Genomic DNA, 16,884 nt, shown 5'->3' with positions numbered 1-16,884 from the left:
CTCCTTTATTTGTTACGAATTGAATCTAGTAACGATAAGGAAGATAAAATTATTGAATATTCTTTTATCGTTACTTTAAATATACTATACCCCTAATGTGTATCGCTTAGTGCAACTGTGTCAAAGGTGTGACGAAATCTATGAATAGGTTCATTTATTTTGAAAAGATGTATTCACTTATTTAATGGGTAAAAAGTTAAATTTACTTGGAATTTCTATTAAAAACGATATGCAACTTTCACAGAAAGAAGAAATGAAAAATATAGTACTTAGGCTAAAGTCTTAAAACGAAAGGAGACTAATCATACTTTCGTATCATTTCATTTTCGTTCCAATTATTGATTCGAATATTTTTGTTTTTTATTAAAATATTGGTAAAGAAACAATTACATGAAAAAAGGAGTGGGAATATGGATAATTATATTTGCACTACATGTGGAGTACAGTATCCCGAAAATGAAGAACCACCTTCTCGCTGTAAAATTTGTAATGAGGAAAGACAATATGTTAATCCAATTGGGCAGTCATGGACAACATTAGAAACGATGCAAAATAGCAATTTATACAAAAACGAAATAATAAAAGAAGAAAGCGGTTTGTATAGCATTACTACTAAACCTAAATTTGCGATTGGACAAACAGCATTTTTAATACAAAGTAAAACTCTAAATGTTATGTGGGATTGCATTAGTTATTTAGATGATAAAACGGTAAAACGTATATATGATTTAGGTGGTATTCAAGCAATAGCACTTTCTCATCCACATTATTACTCTACACAAGTTAAATGGGCGGAAACATTCAATGTACCTATTTATATTCATGAAGATGATAAAGAGTGGGTGGTTCGTCCGAGTAAGCAAATTAAATTTTGGTCTGGGGAGCATCTGATATTATCGGAAGAACTTACATTGCATCGCTTAGGAGGCCATTTTAAGGGTGGAACTGTTATACATTGGATAGACGGTAATGAAGGGAAAGGTATTTTGTTATCAGGTGATATTATACAAGTAGTTTCGGATCGAAAATGGGTAAGTTTTATGTATAGTTATCCCAATCTCATTCCATTACCAGCGAATAAAGTTAGAGATATGGCAGAGAAGGTAAAAGATATCCAATTTAGTCGACTATATAATGCATTTCATGGTGTGGTGGAAGATGCGAATAAAGCTGTACAAAGATCTGCTGATCGGTATATAAAGGCCCTGCAAGGAGAACTATTTCATACGTAATAGCTTGTAATTCATCTCTACATTTATATAACTAATTTTATATGAATTTTATACTAAAGTCCTATTGTTTATTAACTAATAGGTCTTTCAACTTAGGAAGTTCACACTAATGAGGGATGTTAAAGGGAATATATGTAACCTATACTAATTACTATAAAGCTTTGGAAAATGAAAAGGAGGAGATTTGCATGAAGAATTGGGTTCAATTTAGAATTGCAAGACCAACAGATAAATTTGAAGAAGTGATAAGTTTTTATGAAACAGGATTAGGATTAAAACGTATAGGGGAATTTCACAATCATGAAGGATATGACGGGGTGATGTTTGGTTTACCAGATGAAGAGTATCATTTGGAGTTTACTACACATGTTAATGGAAGTCCATGTCCGGCACCGACAAAAGATAATTTACTAGTTTTTTATATGCCTATTAAAGATGAAATTGAAAAGATAGTGAATCGATTAAGTAATATGGGCTATCATGAGGTGGAACCAGAAAACCCGTATTGGATAGAGAAAGGAACCACAATAGAGGATCCAGATGGTTGGAGAATTGTGCTTATGAATGCATCTGAATAAAGAAACTATTTTCATATGAAATAGAGTGTAACAAAATGATTTAGACATAAATCCCTACAGTGTTTGTAGGGATTTTTATATAAGAAGATCTTATTGAGAGAGTTATTAAAATGTAGAAAGTATTTTGGCTGAGAACAAATGTAATAAACATAATTTATGAAGGAGGTATAAAAGTATGATAGTAAACCATTTTGAAGAGTTTTCTAAACATGTTGGAAATACACCTCTCATGAAATTAAAATGCGAAGAAACGAAGGACCTTTCTATCTATGCTAAATGTGAATGGCATAACCCTACAGGGTCAATTAAGGATAGGGCGGCACTTGGAATGATTAATAAATATTTACAAGAAGCGGACAAAAAACAAAATATTTTAGAGTATAGTGGTGGAAGCTTAGCGAGGTCAATTGGGTGTATTTGTAATTATTTAGGGATTCAATGCACGTTAGTTTTAAGTTCTGGAACCGGTAAATCTCTATTAAATGAACTTGATCGTTATGGTGCTAACGTAATCTTAGTTGATAAATGTAAAGGGTTCTACGCAGTAATTGAGAAAACAATAGAGATTAGCAAACAAAAGCCAGAATTATACTTTTTATTCCAACATTATAATAATGCAAATCTAGTAAGTCATATAGAAGGTACAGGGCGAGAAATTATTGCACAAATGATTGGAAAACCAATACATGCATGGGTAGCATCTGCTGGTACTGGTGGAACTCTAATGGGAGTCTATACAGCAATAAAGAATTATACAAAAAATGTTGAACTACATTTAGTAATGCCTGCTGAATTGCCTTATGGTTCGGAACAACCACCAAATGATTTAAAGAAATATGCTGGATCAGGTGGGTTCGGCTTAGGAAGGAAACAACATTTCATAGAACAGGAAGAAAATTTGATAGAAAAACAATGGACTTATTCATATGAAGATACCCTGTATGAAATGGCACGTTTTTACAAAGATACGGGTATAAAAATAGGAACTTCTGCGGCAGCGAATTTATTAGCAGCTAAACAAATTGGGAAAGAAAAAGGTGCGAATTTTAATGTAGTTACAGTTTTTCCGGACGCAGGATCAATAGAAGAGTGGTCAGATGTAAAAAATTTAGTTGAAAAAATAGGTGATTGAGAGGACCATTAAAAGTTCTTTCGTAGTTTATATCTTATTCTACGCAAAATTGATACCATCAAAAAACTGTATGTTTAACATGTACAGTTTTTTGATGGTGTAGCTGTGCAATCTTTAGAAATTTCACATACCGTATTTTAAAAATAAATATAGGAAAACCAAAAAGTAATGTAGAATATATCGTACATACATATATACAGTCAACAGAAAAGATAAAGAGGTGGGTATATGTTACTTGAGGAAGTAATGCAGCAACTAGAGGAATATGGAACAGAACAAAATCGTAAAACGTATAAAAACCACGGAGCGAAAGAGCCACTATTCGGAGTTAGTTTTGCAAATTTAAAATTGTTAAAAAAGAAAATAAAAAAAGATCACGATTTAGCAGTTGAATTGTGGGAAACGAAAAATATGGACGCAATGACATTAGCAACTTATATTTTAGACCCGAAGAATTTAACAACAGAACAGCTTAATAGTTGGGTTCAGGATGTTGATTATTACTGTTTAATGGATGTTTTTATGACATCTATATGTACTTCGCCAATTGCAATAGAAAGAATGGAAGAGTGGACAAAGTCTAATGATGAATGGATTGGAAGAGCTGGCTGGTCTTTGTTAGCAAATATATCGATTAAAAATAAAGAGTTACATGATGGTTTCTTCTCTCCATACTTAGAAGAGATTAAAGAAAATATACATAATGAAAAAAATAGAAAAAAAGAAGCGATGAATAGTGCTTTAATCGCAATAGGAATTCGTAATGAAGACTTAGAGCGACAAGCAATTGAAATTGCACGTGAAATTGGAAAAGTAGAGGTTAATCACGGTGCAACATCATGTAAAACACCAGATGCAGAAAGCTATATAAAAAAAGCGAGAGAAAGAGCTGAAAAAAAGAAAGTGAAATAAGAAAAGAGGAACGGCTATGAAACCAATTGAAGCAGCACAAAGCATAATTACATCACAATTTCCGAATTGTGATGTAGCTTTACTCGGTGGAAGCGTTGCACGAGGAGAAGCGACGAAAACATCTGACCTTGATATTGTAATAGTTGACCAAAGTTTAACTTCTTGTTATAGAGAATCTTTCTATAGTAATGGATGGCCTGTTGAGGTGTTTGTTCATAATTTTACAACATATAAAACCTTTTTCAAAATGGATTGTGATCGAGGGAGACCGTCGTTACCACAATTAGTTTCAGAAGGGGTTGCATTAAAAGGGGAAAAGGAAATTGTTGAGAAATTAAAAAAAGAAGCGAATGATTTACTACATAAAGGACCAGCTAAATGGACCGAAGAAACGATTAAGCAGAAGCGATATTTTATTACGGATACTTTAGATGACTTTATTGGTGCAACAAAAAGAGAAGAAGAATTGTTTATCGCTAATTTATTAGCGGATTTAGTACATGAATATGTATTAAGAGTAAATGGTAGGTGGCTTGGGAGTTCAAAATGGTTTATTAGAGTGCTAAGAAGATATGATGAGCAATATGCAAACAAATTTGTAGCGGCTTTTGATCATTTTTATAAAATGGGAGAGAAAAATGAATTAATTCATTTTATAGAAATGACGTTAGAACAGTATGGTGGAAAAGTGTTCGAAGGATTTTCTATTGGTAAATAAAAAGGGGAGAGAAAAATGAATGTACCATATGTTCAATTAAGAGAATTGACATTAGATGATGTAGAAGATCGCTATCAATGGTCGTTAGATAGAGATGTAACAAAGCATTTAGTCGTACCAAACCAATATCCTCCGTTCACTCGTGGAGATACGAGAATCTGGATTGAAGCTTGTATAAACCGAAAAAATGGTTATGAACAAAGGGCGATCGTTACTGAGAAAGGTATACATATTGGATGGGTAGACCTTAAAAATTTTGATAAAACAAATAAAAATGCAGAACTAGGAATTGCGATTGGAAATAAAGACTATTGGGGTAAAGGATTTGGAATGGCAGCTCTAAACAGCATGTTACAAATAGGTTTTTCCCAGTTTGAATTGGAGAAAATTTGGTTACGTGTAGATGAAGATAATACACAAGCTAAACAGAGTTATGAAAATGCCGGATTTGTATGCGAAGGGTTAATGAGAAATGATCGATTAAGACAGGGAAAGTTCATTCATCGCTATCGTTACAGTATATTAAAAGAAGAGTATGAATCAAAAAATAATAACCTATAAAAATATTATGTCAATTAAAAAGGGGAAGATAAAATGATTCGATTACTTACAAAAGTGGATGCAAAACAATATTGGGAGTTACGTTTACAAGCACTACAAGTAAATCCAGAAGCATTTGTAACGACTTATGAAGAAGCAGTACGTCAAGAAAACCCTCTTGAACGAGTTGCTAGTAATCTTTCATCCAACAGTAGTTTTACATTTGGTGCTTTTAATAATGAAAATCGTTTAGTTGGGGTTGTTACTTTATTAACAGAAGAAAAGGACGCATATAAGCATAAAGGACATATCGTTGCAATGTATATAGATACTGAAAATCGAAGAAGTGGTCTTGCACGTGATTTAATACGTAAAGCAATTGAAAGGGCAAAAGAGATGAAGCTAGAGCAATTGAATTTAGGGGTTGTGTCAACGAACGAACCAGCCAAACGATTATATGAATCAATGGGATTTAAAACGTACGGAATTGAAAAAAGGGCTATAAAAATGAATGGTGTGTATAGTGATGATGAACATATGGTGTTGTTCTTTTAAGAGAGGAAGTTTTGTATGAAAGATCTCCATTTAGAAAGAAATATGGACTCTCAAGTAGCGATTTTGTATGCGACGGTTGCTGATACGTTTAATAGATTGCAAAGGTTAGTAGAAGGTACTGAAGAGAACGAACTATCCTATAAAGGGTCTGAAAATAATGAAAATAGTATTGGGCAGTTACTTCAGCATTTAGCAGTTGTCGATTTACATTGGGTGTATCGTTTCAAGGGAGAAGATGTTCCAACAGCATTTGAAAATAAATATGGTCCTATGTTGAATGAAGTAGGAGAAATACCGAGTTTAAGAAAATACACGTTGCAAGAGTTAATGCAAGCTTATGAAGCAGTGCAAAAATTGTTTTATGAAGAATGTATGAAACTAACAGAAACTGATTTAACGCGGGAAGTTTTGTATGAAAAAGGGGAAAATGCGACTATAAGATGGGGAATTTGGCATATAGCAGATCATAATCGGTATCATCAAGCACATATAAGTCGATTGAGGAAATTATATAAAGAATATAAACTGCATATTCTTTAATTTTTGAATAAACAAACGCCCCTAAATAATAATTAAAGGAGGCGTTTATTTTTATTCGTTTGTTTTTCTTCCCAAGCTATCATTAAATTTTTATGATGATTTTTTGGTTTTTCAATAGAAAACCAGTAAATTGAATGTGCAATAGTTGGTAGCCATCTTTTATGGCGGATTCGTATATTTTCATGGTGAGTATAGTGGGTCGAGATTAAGGTAGATTTTGACCCTTGAAAATTTTGGTATGTAATATCCTTGATTTCATACCAATACACTTTATTCCCATGAAAATCTACTACAATTCCTTCATCATCCCAATAGGAACCTATATCGCTTGCACGTGTTTTCCATAAGGTTAGGGCATACTTTAGTAGCCATAAGGAGAAAAATATTGAAATAATTCCTAGTAAATCAAATTCTTCCATTAAAGATAAAACACTTATTAGAAGGAAAACAACTCCGAAAGAAAGTACAAATAAAATAGATTGTATAGAGGCTCTGTATATTTTCAGTGTTATCACATCCATAGAAGTAACTTATTTTTAAAATTATTTCTGTTTAATGTTTTTATATTAAGTATAATAAATGAATGTATTATTATCTTTTTCATTGCAAGTGAATGGAAAGTGAAATGTAAGTTTGTATGTAGATTTTTCATCGCGTATACTAAAATATATGTTGTAGAGATTAAAAATTAAATACAAGGGGTTTTACAATGAAAGCAATTGTTATAGGGATACTGGCATCATTTTTCTTTGCCTTTACTTTTGTTTTAAACCGGGCAATGGACTTAGAAGGTGGAAGCTGGATTTGGAGTGCATCATTACGGTATTATTTTATGGTTCCAATGCTATTACTTATTGTTATGTATAGAGGGAACTTAAAGCAACTCTTTCAATATATGAAAAACAATCCGAAAGAATGGTTAGTATGGAGTATCGTTGGATTTGGTCTCTTTTATGCACCGCTTAGTTTTGCTGGAGCGTTCGGACCAGGTTGGCTCGTTGCATCAACATGGCAAATTACAATCGTTGCAGGGATTTTGTTAACACCATTTTTTGCGGTGGATCCACTACATAAAAAACTTCCGATGAAGGAATTAGTTATGTCGGGCATTATTTTATTCGGTGTTGTTCTCATGCAAGTAGAACATGCTTCTTCATTAGGTATTCGTGAAACCGTTTTATGTGTAGTTCCTGTACTTATTGCAGCATTTGCGTATCCTCTTGGAAATCGAAAAATGATGCAAGTTTGTAAAGGGGGATTAGATGTATTTCAGCGAGTACTCGGTATGACATTAGCAAGTTTACCATTTTGGTTTTTATTATCTGGTTACGAAGTATCAACTGGCGGATTACCGTCAAGTAGCCAAGTTTTTCAATGTTTTATTGTAGCAGTTAGTTCTGGGTTAATCGCGACAATATTATTTTTCTTTGCAACAGATCTTGTGAAAGATGATCCACAAAAACTAGCAACAGTGGAAGCGACGCAGTCAGGTGAAGTTTTATTTGCGCTAGTAGGAGAGCTGATCTGGTTATCTGCACCAATTCCGTCATCTTTATCTTGGGTTGGTATGAGTCTCGTTATTATTGGAATGATACTTCATAGTTATGTGGCTGTCGTTGTAAAAAAAGAAGAAAAAATAACGGCGTAATGAGATTAGCTCTTTTTATTAAGAGTTAGTCTTTTTTCATAGAAAGGGATGAAAATATGAATTTACAGCGTGTTGAACAAATTGAAAAAGATTCAATGTTAAATGTGCTACAATATGCCGTCGGTCCAAATGAAATAAGCTTAAAGAAGGCAGTATTATTTTACCAAAGTAATAAAGGGACTTTGTACAAATATGAAGAAAAAGCTTGTATAGGTATTGAAGTAATCGGAGCAACTAAAGCACGAGTATGTCATATAGCAGTGGCTTCAGATTATCGTCAAAAAGGAATTGCACTGCAAATGATTAAAGAGATTGTAAGAATATATCAATTGACTTATATAGAAGCAGAGACAGACGATGGGGCGGTAGAATTTTATAAAAGAATGGGTTTTCAAGTTAAAAGTTTAGGAGAAAAATATACGGGAATCGAAAGATTTCATTGTTATTTGGAAAAATAGTATAAAAATATGCATATGGAGTATAGCTTAAAAAAATAAGATTTACATTTTTCTTCATTTCAAAAAACTCTCGCTCATCAATATCTACGATTTTAATAGAGTTTTGAGGCTTCAGTACACCAATATACATATTTTTGTAGTAATGAATATGATTAAGTTAAAAATTAAGAAAAATATGATAATATATTTATATAAAAGTTTAAATTTACGTGGCTAGTGAGGGAACCAATATGAAAATGAATGAAATAGTAGCAAGCACACAATTTCCAAATACAATCGAAACAATAACAAAAGATTTAAAAGCATTAGGAATCGAAAAAGGAATGACAATTATCGTTCATTCATCACTAAGTTCTATCGGATGGATATCTGGTGGTGCGGTTGCCGTAGTAGAAGCATTAATGAAAGTTGTTACGGAAGAAGGAACGATAATAATGCCAACGCAATCTTCGGATTTGTCCGATCCGAAACATTGGTCAAGACCACCTGTACCGGAAGACTGGTGGCAAATTATCCGAGATAACGTCCCTGCATTTGATTCACGTATAACCCCAACAAGGGGAATGGGTGAAATAGTTGAATGTTTTCGTACATATCCGAATGTAGTACGTAGTAATCATCCGTTAGGAAGTTTTGCTGCATGGGGAAAACATGCAGTAGAAATAACAATGAACCATTCATTATCAATGAGCTTTGGAGAAGAATCTCCATTAAGAAAAATATACGATTTAGACGGGTACGTATTATTAATTGGTGTTGGATATGATTCAAATACGTCTGTTCATTTATCCGAGGTGCGTACTGGTGCATGTGAGTTAATACAAGTAGGAGCACCTATTATAGAAAACGGTGAAAGAGTGTGGAAAGAGTTTGTTGAAATGGATTACGAATCTGAGAAGTTTGTAGAAATTGGTGTGGAGTTTGAGCGAAAAGGAACTGTAAAAAACGGGAAGATAGGGAATGCAACGTGTCGTCTAATGAAACAGCGTGATATAGTTGACTTTGGAACAGAATGGTTTCGTAAGAAAAATTAGTAAGGGATGGTTACAATGAAGGGGAAAAAGGTATTAATTACGAGCGGTGGTTGTCTAGAAAAATGGGATCAAGTACGCGGGCATACGAATATGGCTAAAGGTACAATCGGAAGGATAATCGCAGAAGAACTTATAGCTAAAGGGGCACATGTTATATATTTGCACGGTTATTTTGCGGAGAAACCGAGCGATGTACATAGAGGGTTAGAATTACATCCATTTGAAGGAATTGTTGATTTACAAGATAAAATGAAAAGTATTGTCACACATGAAAAGGTTGATGCAGTCATTATGGCAGCGGCTGGATCAGATTGGATTGTGGAGAAAATTTGTGATCAAGATGGTAATGTTCTTAATATGGACGGAAAAATTTCAAGTGATATAGCACCGATTATTCACTTTCAAAAGGCTCCAAAAGTATTAAAACAAATAAAAGAATGGGACCCAGAAACAGTACTTGTTGGTTTTAAACTTGAAAGTGATTTAAATGAAGAAGAACTGTTTGAAAGAGCGAAAAATAGAATGAAAGAAGCAAGGGCGAATGTAATGATTGCAAATTCACCACATTCTTTATATTCGCGTGGAGCTGTACATTATGTAATTGGACAGGATGGTAAAGGGAAGTTGTGTAATGGAAAAGATGAAACGGCGAAAGAAATTGTCAAAAGCTTAGAAGTATTATGTAATCGTGTCACTGCTTTTTAAAATTAAGTTTTTAGATAAGAATGAATCCGCATAGTAATAAGTAAGCGAAACTTTAATTGGTGGGAATTTTACTTTTACACGAATGTGAAGCGTATATCAATCAAGAGCTATACACAGAATAATTGGTGAGGAGTGGATTCTATGGAACATTTATTAAAGCAAGCTATTAAACTTAGAAACGAAAAGAAATATGCGCAGTCTAAAGAGATGCTTATAGGATTAACAAACTTTACAAAGGATGCAGAAGTACTGTATCAGTGTGCGTGGATACATGATGTAATGGGGCTAGAAACAGAAGCAGTTCCGTATTATGAGCAGGCAATCGCAAATGGACTTGATGGCGAATCCCTTTGCGGTGCTTATATTGGTCTAGGAAGTACATATCGTTGTATAGGGGAATATGAAAAGGCAATTACAGTATTAGAAGCTGGGGTGAAAAAATTCCCAGAGAACGATCCAATGAAAGTATTTTTATCATTAGCAAAATATAACGTAAACGATCACGAGTCAGCGATGAAATTATTACTTGAAACTGTCGTGAAAGTAGAGGAAGTAAAAGAATTTGAACGTGCCATTTCATTTTATAAAGACCACTTAAATGAGGTTTTTAAATAAAGGAGTGAACGTATGAATGTTACACTATCGCGAAGGCGAAAAGGTATTTGGATTGGACTCGTCTCTTTAATTATGCTATCAAACTATTTATTGTATGCTCTTCCAATTGTACCAGCTGCGCCGAAAGAAGTTGTGCTTGGGTCATTATTAGATTGCATGTTTGTCATTCCAATCATCACGTATTTCTTCATTATTCGAAAAAGATACTCGTTAACGTATATAGTTCCTGTTGTAATAGCTGGTTATATTTTTGCAAGATTTATTATTCCAAGTGACTATTTACAAGATTTTTCATACGTTTCTTATATTATAGTTGCAGGAGAAATTGCTTTTGTATGTTTAGAGTTATTCCTTCTATATAAAATTGTTAGAAAGCTTCCTACCATAATAAAAAAATATAAAGAATATAAAAGTGAGTACTCTTCATTTTCTTATGCAATTGATGCTGCGTTTGACGCTACTATGAAAAGAAATAAATTAATAGATATCATTGTAACGGAGTGTAAGTTAATCTATTATGCATTTTTATCGTGGCGTGAAAAAGTACCAGAAGGTGAATCCGTATACTCATATCACAAAAAGACTGGTGCAATAGGTGTATATATCATGATCATCCATGCGACCTTAATAGAAAGTATTGGTTTTCATTATTTGCTACACCAGTGGAATCCAGTAATAGCATGGATTTTACTTATTGTAAATGTATACGCGATGATTTATTTTATAGCTGAAATACAAGCGATGCGTAAAAATCCACTTATCGTAACAGAAGAACAAGTAATCATTCAAATTGGATTAGGAAAGAAAATTGTTATACCATTTACACAAATTGATAATATTGCGTTCTACAAGGGTGATGAATTGCTAACGGCAAAAGAAGGGAAACAGGTATTGGATGCAACTGTTATGGAGTTCATAAAAGAACCTGCTACTTTTGAAATAACATTAAAAGAGCCAGTGAAAGCACAGTTGTTATATGGATTTTCTAAAACAGTAAGTCGTGTGCACTTAAATGTTGATGAAGAACGAAAATTTTATGATGCGGTTAAGGAAAAGTTAAAACATGAGTAATAGTGCTGTTAGTTACATAAAAACAAATGAGCTTCCGTTAGAAGTGAAAAAATATGAAACATGGATAGTGAAAAACTCTTTCTAAATAAGAAGGAGTTTTTCTTGTGTACTTGTATAAATCATTATATAAAAAACTATATACTTCTTTATCGTTAGATAAATGGATATAATTGAGGATAGAACTAGTGCAAGGGGAAATAAAATAATGAATAAGTTACTTACATCGAAAAGTGAAATTATAGAAAGAAAAATCCGGTATAACTCAACAATAGTAGATCACAATTGTTTATTACTTGAAAAGCAATCACAAAGTATCGTTTTATTTCACGAGGTGCAGTATTCATTTACAATGACTGCAAATGATACTAAGTTAACAATCCCAAAAGGGAGTTATACAATCGCATATTATTGGAAAGATCGTCCGTACAATTTATACGTATGGAGAGATATAAAAGGGAAGTATTTAGGTTCCTATTTTAATATCGTAAAAAACACACAAATAAAAGGCGAAGTGGTTTCCTTCGAAGATTTAATCATCGATATTATGGTACTTCCAAATGGAGAATACTTCATATTAGATGAGGATGAATTACCAGAACCATTAGGAAATTTCGAAGGTGGTTATGTGAAGAAAGCTCTTTATGGACTGAAAGAAATCATTCAAAAAGAGCTTCCACAAATAGTTTTGGAGACAGCCAGGGTGCAGAAGAACTAAAATTTAATTACATAAATATTTTGAATGGAAATGAGTAGTCTCAAGTTATATGGTCTAACTTTTTTGATAAATCTAAGGTTAGTAGCATATTTCTTGAGATTACTTTTTTTTGGTAGAAATTTTGTTGCTTAGTTATTAAATGGATTTAAAATTTATGAAATAATATTGACTGAATCAAGTTCAGTCGTTTATGATTGAATCAGATTCAGTCGTGGTGAAAACATTGTAGGAGATGACGTATGAAAAGAATATCAAAAGAACCAGATATAAGACGGCAAGAGTTAATGGATATTGGTTTTGAACTATATATGAAAAATGGTATGAAAGGATTTGGCATAAAAGATGTTGTGAATCGTGCTGATGTAGCAACAGGCTTATTTTATTATTACTTCAAGTCTAAAGAGAATTTTGTTGATGAAGTTTTAAATGACTTTATTGTGAAAAATATGGAGTTAATTGAAGAAATACTTGTTTCAAATGAACGGTCTGTCATGCAAAAGATGAAAGATTCACTAGATATATTTTGGACATTTATTGAAAAGTTAGCACCCTATAAAAATGTGAGTTCGTTTCAGACGGAACAACATTTTCAACTGGAACAGAAATTATTCGCACGTATGCAACCGTTAATTAGACAAGTAATTGAAGAGGGAGTAAACGTAGGGTTTTTTTATACTGATAACTCATTATTAGCTTCTGGGTTTATTCTATACGGTCTTAGCAGTATTGCTCATTCAGAAGTAAAGTTGAATCTAGATACAAAACATGAAATGGTTAATTTAGTATTAACTACACTACGATACAATCAAAAGGAAGGAGAAAGTTTATGAAAATTATTATCGATGGAAATAATATCTCACAAGAACAACTTATAAAATGGAAAAGAGAACGGATAAAAAAAGTATTATATACATTAGGACATAAAGAGCTTGAAATAAATGATACAGACGTCATGATAAAACAGCTAACGGAAATAAAGTTGCGATATACATACAATGAAATGTACGAAAAGTTGAAATCAAAACTTAGATTAAGTGCAATAGGTATGCGTATCTGTACTCTTTTATCTTGTGATAGACGAAAAATTTCGAAAACTAGTATTTATTTAGACGGGATTACAGCAGAAGTAGCTATACATGGAATTGATAGTTTGATGCTTGAACAATCACGTGAAAACAACAAAGTGAATTTATCTGCTTGTCCTGATCACTATGTACTAAGACCCTTTGTGGAAAATGAATTAGAGGTTATCGAAACTACTGGTAATTCTCCGTTTCCAGTTCAATTTTTCATTGTTTTTGGTGATGAAACCGGATTGAAAACACCGAGAGATAAATCTTATCGATACCAATCAACAGGTGTTGCACGTATGAAAGATGGTACTACTATTGGTGGAGTTCGACATCAATTTAAAGATACTGATACAGGGATAGAAGTAAGTCTAGTTGTTGAGTTCCCAGCCCTTTGTCCGAATAGCCTAATTAAATCCCATCAAATGCATTTAGCATGTGAGTTTTCTTATTGGTTACAGTGGATTAAAGATCAGAAAAAAATAGTAAGTAAATGATATCGTTCAAATAAACAACAGTAGAAATGTTCAAACGAATCATATGTATGTTTTGATAAAACCTAGTTGACTTATCGGAAATATTTGTATAATATGTACTTAATTCCATAACGTATTGCTGATTGGAGAAACCAAAGGCATTTTATCTGTTGATAAAATGCCTTTGGTTTTTTTATTGCACAAATACTGAATCTGTTCATTTATATGAATCATTTTAAGGAGGGGAAGAAATGACTGTTTCAATTGATGGGGTATCAAAATATTTTTTGAAACAAACTGGTACTGTTCAAGTATTAGAGAATATTAATTTTCAATTAGAGAAAGGGGATTTTGTTACAGTAATTGGTCCGAGTGGGTGTGGAAAAAGCACATTACTAAAAATTGTTGCAGGTCTAGATAATGATTTTGAAGGGGAAGTTGTTATTGACGGGGAGCCTATCTTAAAACCGAGTAAGAAACAAGGTTTTATTTTTCAAGAACATAGGCTTTTCCCGTGGTTAACGGTTGAAGAAAATATAGCGGCAGATTTGTCGTTAAAAGATAAGTATGTGAAAGATAAGGTGAGAGAATGGGTTGAAATCGTTCGGTTAGATGGCTTTGAAAAATCGTATCCGAAAGAAATTTCAGGCGGGATGTCACAACGTGTTGCGATAGCGAGAGCGTTATTAAGAGATCCGAATGTATTATTACTTGATGAACCTTTTGGAGCGCTGGATGCTTTTACTCGAAGTCATTTGCAAGAAGTATTGCTAAATATTTGGGAGCAGAAAAAAACAACAATGATATTCGTTACACATGATATAGACGAAGCGATATATCTTTCAAACCGAATCATCATTATGAATGCAAAACCAGGGAAAATACATAAAGTGATTGAAAATAATTTGCCTTATCCGCGAAATAAAACTTCTCAATCGTTCCAACAACTTCGAACGAAAGTATTACAGCAGTTTGAATATGGAGGATTGATTCAAACAAGTATATAGGAAAAGGGTGATTTTATATGTATAAAAAATTTAAAGTTCTTTCTTTTGCTTTAGCTATATCAATGTTTTTATTAGGATGCGAAAAAAGTACAGCAAGTAGTAAGAAAGAAGATGTAACAATACAAATTGGTATACAGCAAGGATTAAGCCCGCTATTACTAGCAAAGAAAAAGGGATGGTTTGAAGAGGAGTTTAAAAAAGAAGGAGTTAAAGTGAAATGGACAGAGTTCCAAAGTGGACCTCCTTATTTTGAAGCAATCGCATCAAACCGGTTAGACTTTGGTGAAGTAGGGAATTCTCCAGTCATTTCAGCGCAAGCAGCAGGTATTGGATTTACCGAAATCGCCAATACAAGTTATGCGAGAAAAGGAACTGGAATTCTCGTTCAAAAAGATAGCAAGATTGCGAGTGTAAAGGATTTAAAAGGTAAAAAAATTGCAGTAGCAAAAGGAAGTAGTGCCTTTAATTTATTGTATCGAGCACTTGATAAAGAAGGTATTGATGCAAAAGATGTAAATGTCATTCAATTACAACCAGATGAAGCGCAGCCTGCATTCGAATCAGGATCAGTAGATGCATGGGCGATTTGGGACCCTTTCATATCATTACATACGTTAAATAAAGGTGCGAAGGTGATTGCAGACGGTGAAACATTAAATGTCTCTTCACCAGAATTTTTAATTACGAGAACAAAATTTGCGAAAGAACATCCAGAATTAGTTGAGAAATTTCTCAAAGTTTATGAGAAAGCACGTGTATGGCAAGATGCTAATTTAGATGAAGCAATAAAAGTATACACTTCTGTAAAAAAGATAGATGCAGAGATTGTAAAAGAAGTGTTTAATCACGACAAACCAATTTTAGTTCCGGTAACGAAGGAAATAATAGCAGAACAACAAAAGACAGCGGATTTTCAATATAAGCTCGGTTCTATAAAGAAAGAAATTAAGACGGAAAAAGTTATAGATAATTCTTTCGTAGAAAAAGCATTGAAAGCGAAGTGAAAAGAGGTTTTGTAAAGTGGAAAATACGAAAGCTGTTATGAAACCAGCGAGTATAACGATTAAGAAAAATGGCATAAAGAAGGTACGAAAGTTAAATGTAAAAGTTTTAGTAAGGGCGATTACTATACCGGTTATTATATTAATAATTTGGCAGTTGGCTGGCGTATTCGGTCTTGTTTCTAAAACAGTTTTACCAACACCATTAGATATTTTTCTAGCTTTCCAAGAGCTTATTAAAACAGGAGAGTTATTCGGCCATTTAAGTATTAGTGTATTCAGGGCTGCGGCTGGTTTCTTTATTGGTGGGGGCTTAGGAATCATTTTAGGAACAATTGTTGGATTTTCAACGAGAAGTGAGCAATATTTAGACCCATCTGTGCAAATGTTAAGAACTGTACCTCATTTAGCTGTTGCGCCGCTTTTCGTATTATGGTTCGGTTTTGGTGAAACATCGAAAGTGTTATTAATTGCAGATGGTGCATTTTTTCCTTTATACGTAAACGCATTTTTAGGTATTAGAGGTGTGGATTCAAAGTTATTTGATGTTGCGAGAGTGTTAGAGTTTAGCAAAAGAAAATTAATCACGAAACTAATTTTACCAGCCGCATTGCCTAACCTTTTACTAGGAGCAAGGTTATCGTTAGGTGTTGCATGGGTGAGTTTAGTAGTAGCAGAACTTATGGGATCTACAGAAGGTATTGGTTATATGATTATGGATGCAAGGCAATTTTCAAATACAGATATCGTATTTGTCGGCATAATTATCTTTGCATTTGTTGGGAAGTTTTCTGACTCTCTAGTACGTTTACTAGAAGTGAAGTTTTTAAGATGGCGAGATAATTTTAAAGGTGAGACAGGGAATTAACATATAAAT

The 16,884-nt window shown here is 33.2% G+C and carries 20 protein-coding genes and 1 pseudogene; 20 read left to right on the top strand and 1 reads right to left on the bottom strand.

Annotated features, from left to right (window positions below):
- Positions 1-410 precede the first annotated feature (410 nt).
- The 8 genes and pseudogenes from RT27_RS25885 (at position 411) to RT27_RS25850 (ending at position 6,207) form a co-directional block, all read left to right on the top strand.
- Entirely contained in the window at positions 411-1,232 is an 822-nt protein-coding gene (locus RT27_RS25885; RefSeq protein WP_029442619.1) for an MBL fold metallo-hydrolase, read from the top strand.
- Positions 1,233-1,420: 188 nt separating this feature from the next.
- On the top strand, positions 1,421-1,810 hold the full coding sequence (locus RT27_RS25880; RefSeq protein WP_000800667.1) for a VOC family protein: 390 nt from the start codon (positions 1,421-1,423) through the stop codon (positions 1,808-1,810).
- Between the two features lie 175 nt (positions 1,811-1,985).
- The gene (locus RT27_RS25875; protein WP_016081189.1) at positions 1,986-2,942 is read left to right on the top strand and encodes a pyridoxal-phosphate dependent enzyme; all 957 of its coding nucleotides are present in this window, start codon (positions 1,986-1,988) and stop codon (positions 2,940-2,942) included.
- A gap of 228 nt (positions 2,943-3,170) precedes the next feature.
- A complete protein-coding gene (locus RT27_RS25870; RefSeq protein ID WP_043938056.1) occupies positions 3,171-3,854 on the top strand; it encodes a DNA alkylation repair protein in 684 nt (227 codons plus the stop codon).
- A 16-nt stretch (positions 3,855-3,870) separates the two neighbouring features.
- Positions 3,871-4,631, top strand: a pseudogene (locus RT27_RS25865) (nucleotidyltransferase domain-containing protein).
- Positions 4,588-5,133 (top strand): GNAT family protein, encoded by a 546-nt coding sequence (locus RT27_RS25860; RefSeq protein WP_043938053.1) that lies wholly within the window; start codon positions 4,588-4,590, stop codon positions 5,131-5,133. Before RT27_RS25865 ends, RT27_RS25860 begins: the two are co-directional and overlap by 44 nt.
- Before the next feature lie 33 nt (positions 5,134-5,166).
- A complete protein-coding gene (locus tag RT27_RS25855; RefSeq protein ID WP_029442614.1) occupies positions 5,167-5,667 on the top strand; it encodes a GNAT family N-acetyltransferase in 501 nt (166 codons plus the stop codon).
- Between the two features lie 15 nt (positions 5,668-5,682).
- On the top strand, positions 5,683-6,207 hold the full coding sequence (locus tag RT27_RS25850) for a DinB family protein (RefSeq protein WP_043938051.1): 525 nt from the start codon (positions 5,683-5,685) through the stop codon (positions 6,205-6,207).
- A 32-nt stretch (positions 6,208-6,239) separates the two neighbouring features.
- On the opposite strand, the gene RT27_RS25845 is transcribed toward RT27_RS25850, so the two are convergent.
- Entirely contained in the window at positions 6,240-6,626 is a 387-nt protein-coding gene (locus RT27_RS25845; RefSeq protein WP_231577719.1) for a hypothetical protein, read from the bottom strand.
- Between the two features lie 290 nt (positions 6,627-6,916).
- On the opposite strand from RT27_RS25845, the gene RT27_RS25840 reads away from it, so the two are divergent.
- From RT27_RS25840 to RT27_RS25785, 12 genes are all read left to right on the top strand, one after another.
- The gene (locus RT27_RS25840; protein ID WP_043938048.1) at positions 6,917-7,855 is read left to right on the top strand and encodes a multidrug resistance efflux transporter family protein; all 939 of its coding nucleotides are present in this window, start codon (positions 6,917-6,919) and stop codon (positions 7,853-7,855) included.
- Positions 7,856-7,911: 56 nt separating this feature from the next.
- Positions 7,912-8,313: a GNAT family N-acetyltransferase gene (locus RT27_RS25835; protein ID WP_043938047.1), complete on the top strand. Its 402-nt coding sequence runs from the start codon at positions 7,912-7,914 to the stop codon at positions 8,311-8,313.
- Positions 8,314-8,543: 230 nt separating this feature from the next.
- Positions 8,544-9,347, top strand: a complete 804-nt coding sequence (locus tag RT27_RS25830; protein ID WP_000783341.1) for an AAC(3) family N-acetyltransferase — start codon at positions 8,544-8,546, stop codon at positions 9,345-9,347.
- A 15-nt stretch (positions 9,348-9,362) separates the two neighbouring features.
- Positions 9,363-10,052 carry a phosphopantothenoylcysteine decarboxylase gene (locus RT27_RS25825; protein WP_000676701.1) on the top strand — a complete coding sequence of 230 codons (690 nt, stop codon included), beginning with the start codon at positions 9,363-9,365 and terminating at the stop codon, positions 10,050-10,052.
- Between the two features lie 141 nt (positions 10,053-10,193).
- A complete protein-coding gene (locus RT27_RS25820; protein WP_000400637.1) occupies positions 10,194-10,667 on the top strand; it encodes a tetratricopeptide repeat protein in 474 nt (157 codons plus the stop codon).
- 12 nt (positions 10,668-10,679) lie between these two features.
- Entirely contained in the window at positions 10,680-11,738 is a 1,059-nt protein-coding gene (locus RT27_RS25815; RefSeq protein WP_016081197.1) for a hypothetical protein, read from the top strand.
- Positions 11,739-11,943: 205 nt separating this feature from the next.
- Positions 11,944-12,453, top strand: a complete 510-nt coding sequence (locus RT27_RS25810; protein WP_029442609.1) for a DUF402 domain-containing protein — start codon at positions 11,944-11,946, stop codon at positions 12,451-12,453.
- A gap of 239 nt (positions 12,454-12,692) precedes the next feature.
- A complete protein-coding gene (locus tag RT27_RS25805; RefSeq protein ID WP_029442608.1) occupies positions 12,693-13,283 on the top strand; it encodes a TetR/AcrR family transcriptional regulator in 591 nt (196 codons plus the stop codon).
- Entirely contained in the window at positions 13,280-14,020 is a 741-nt protein-coding gene (locus RT27_RS25800; protein ID WP_043938045.1) for a hypothetical protein, read from the top strand. Before RT27_RS25805 ends, RT27_RS25800 begins: the two co-directional genes overlap by 4 nt.
- Positions 14,021-14,250: 230 nt before the next feature.
- Complete coding sequence (locus RT27_RS25795; protein WP_016081201.1) at positions 14,251-15,006, top strand: ABC transporter ATP-binding protein; 756 nt, start codon at positions 14,251-14,253, stop codon at positions 15,004-15,006.
- 17 nt (positions 15,007-15,023) lie between these two features.
- Positions 15,024-16,010 (top strand): aliphatic sulfonate ABC transporter substrate-binding protein, encoded by a 987-nt coding sequence (locus tag RT27_RS25790; RefSeq protein ID WP_029442606.1) that lies wholly within the window; start codon positions 15,024-15,026, stop codon positions 16,008-16,010.
- A 16-nt stretch (positions 16,011-16,026) separates the two neighbouring features.
- Entirely contained in the window at positions 16,027-16,875 is an 849-nt protein-coding gene (locus RT27_RS25785; RefSeq protein ID WP_000432134.1) for an ABC transporter permease, read from the top strand.
- Positions 16,876-16,884: the final 9 nt, after the last annotated feature.

This window comes from Bacillus sp. L_1B0_5 (assembly GCF_000836715.1).
GTDB classification, from domain to species: domain Bacteria; phylum Bacillota; class Bacilli; order Bacillales; family Bacillaceae_G; genus Bacillus_A; species Bacillus_A thuringiensis_S.
Note: the sequence above shows the minus strand (reverse complement) of the source record. Positions and strands in the feature narration are given on the sequence as shown.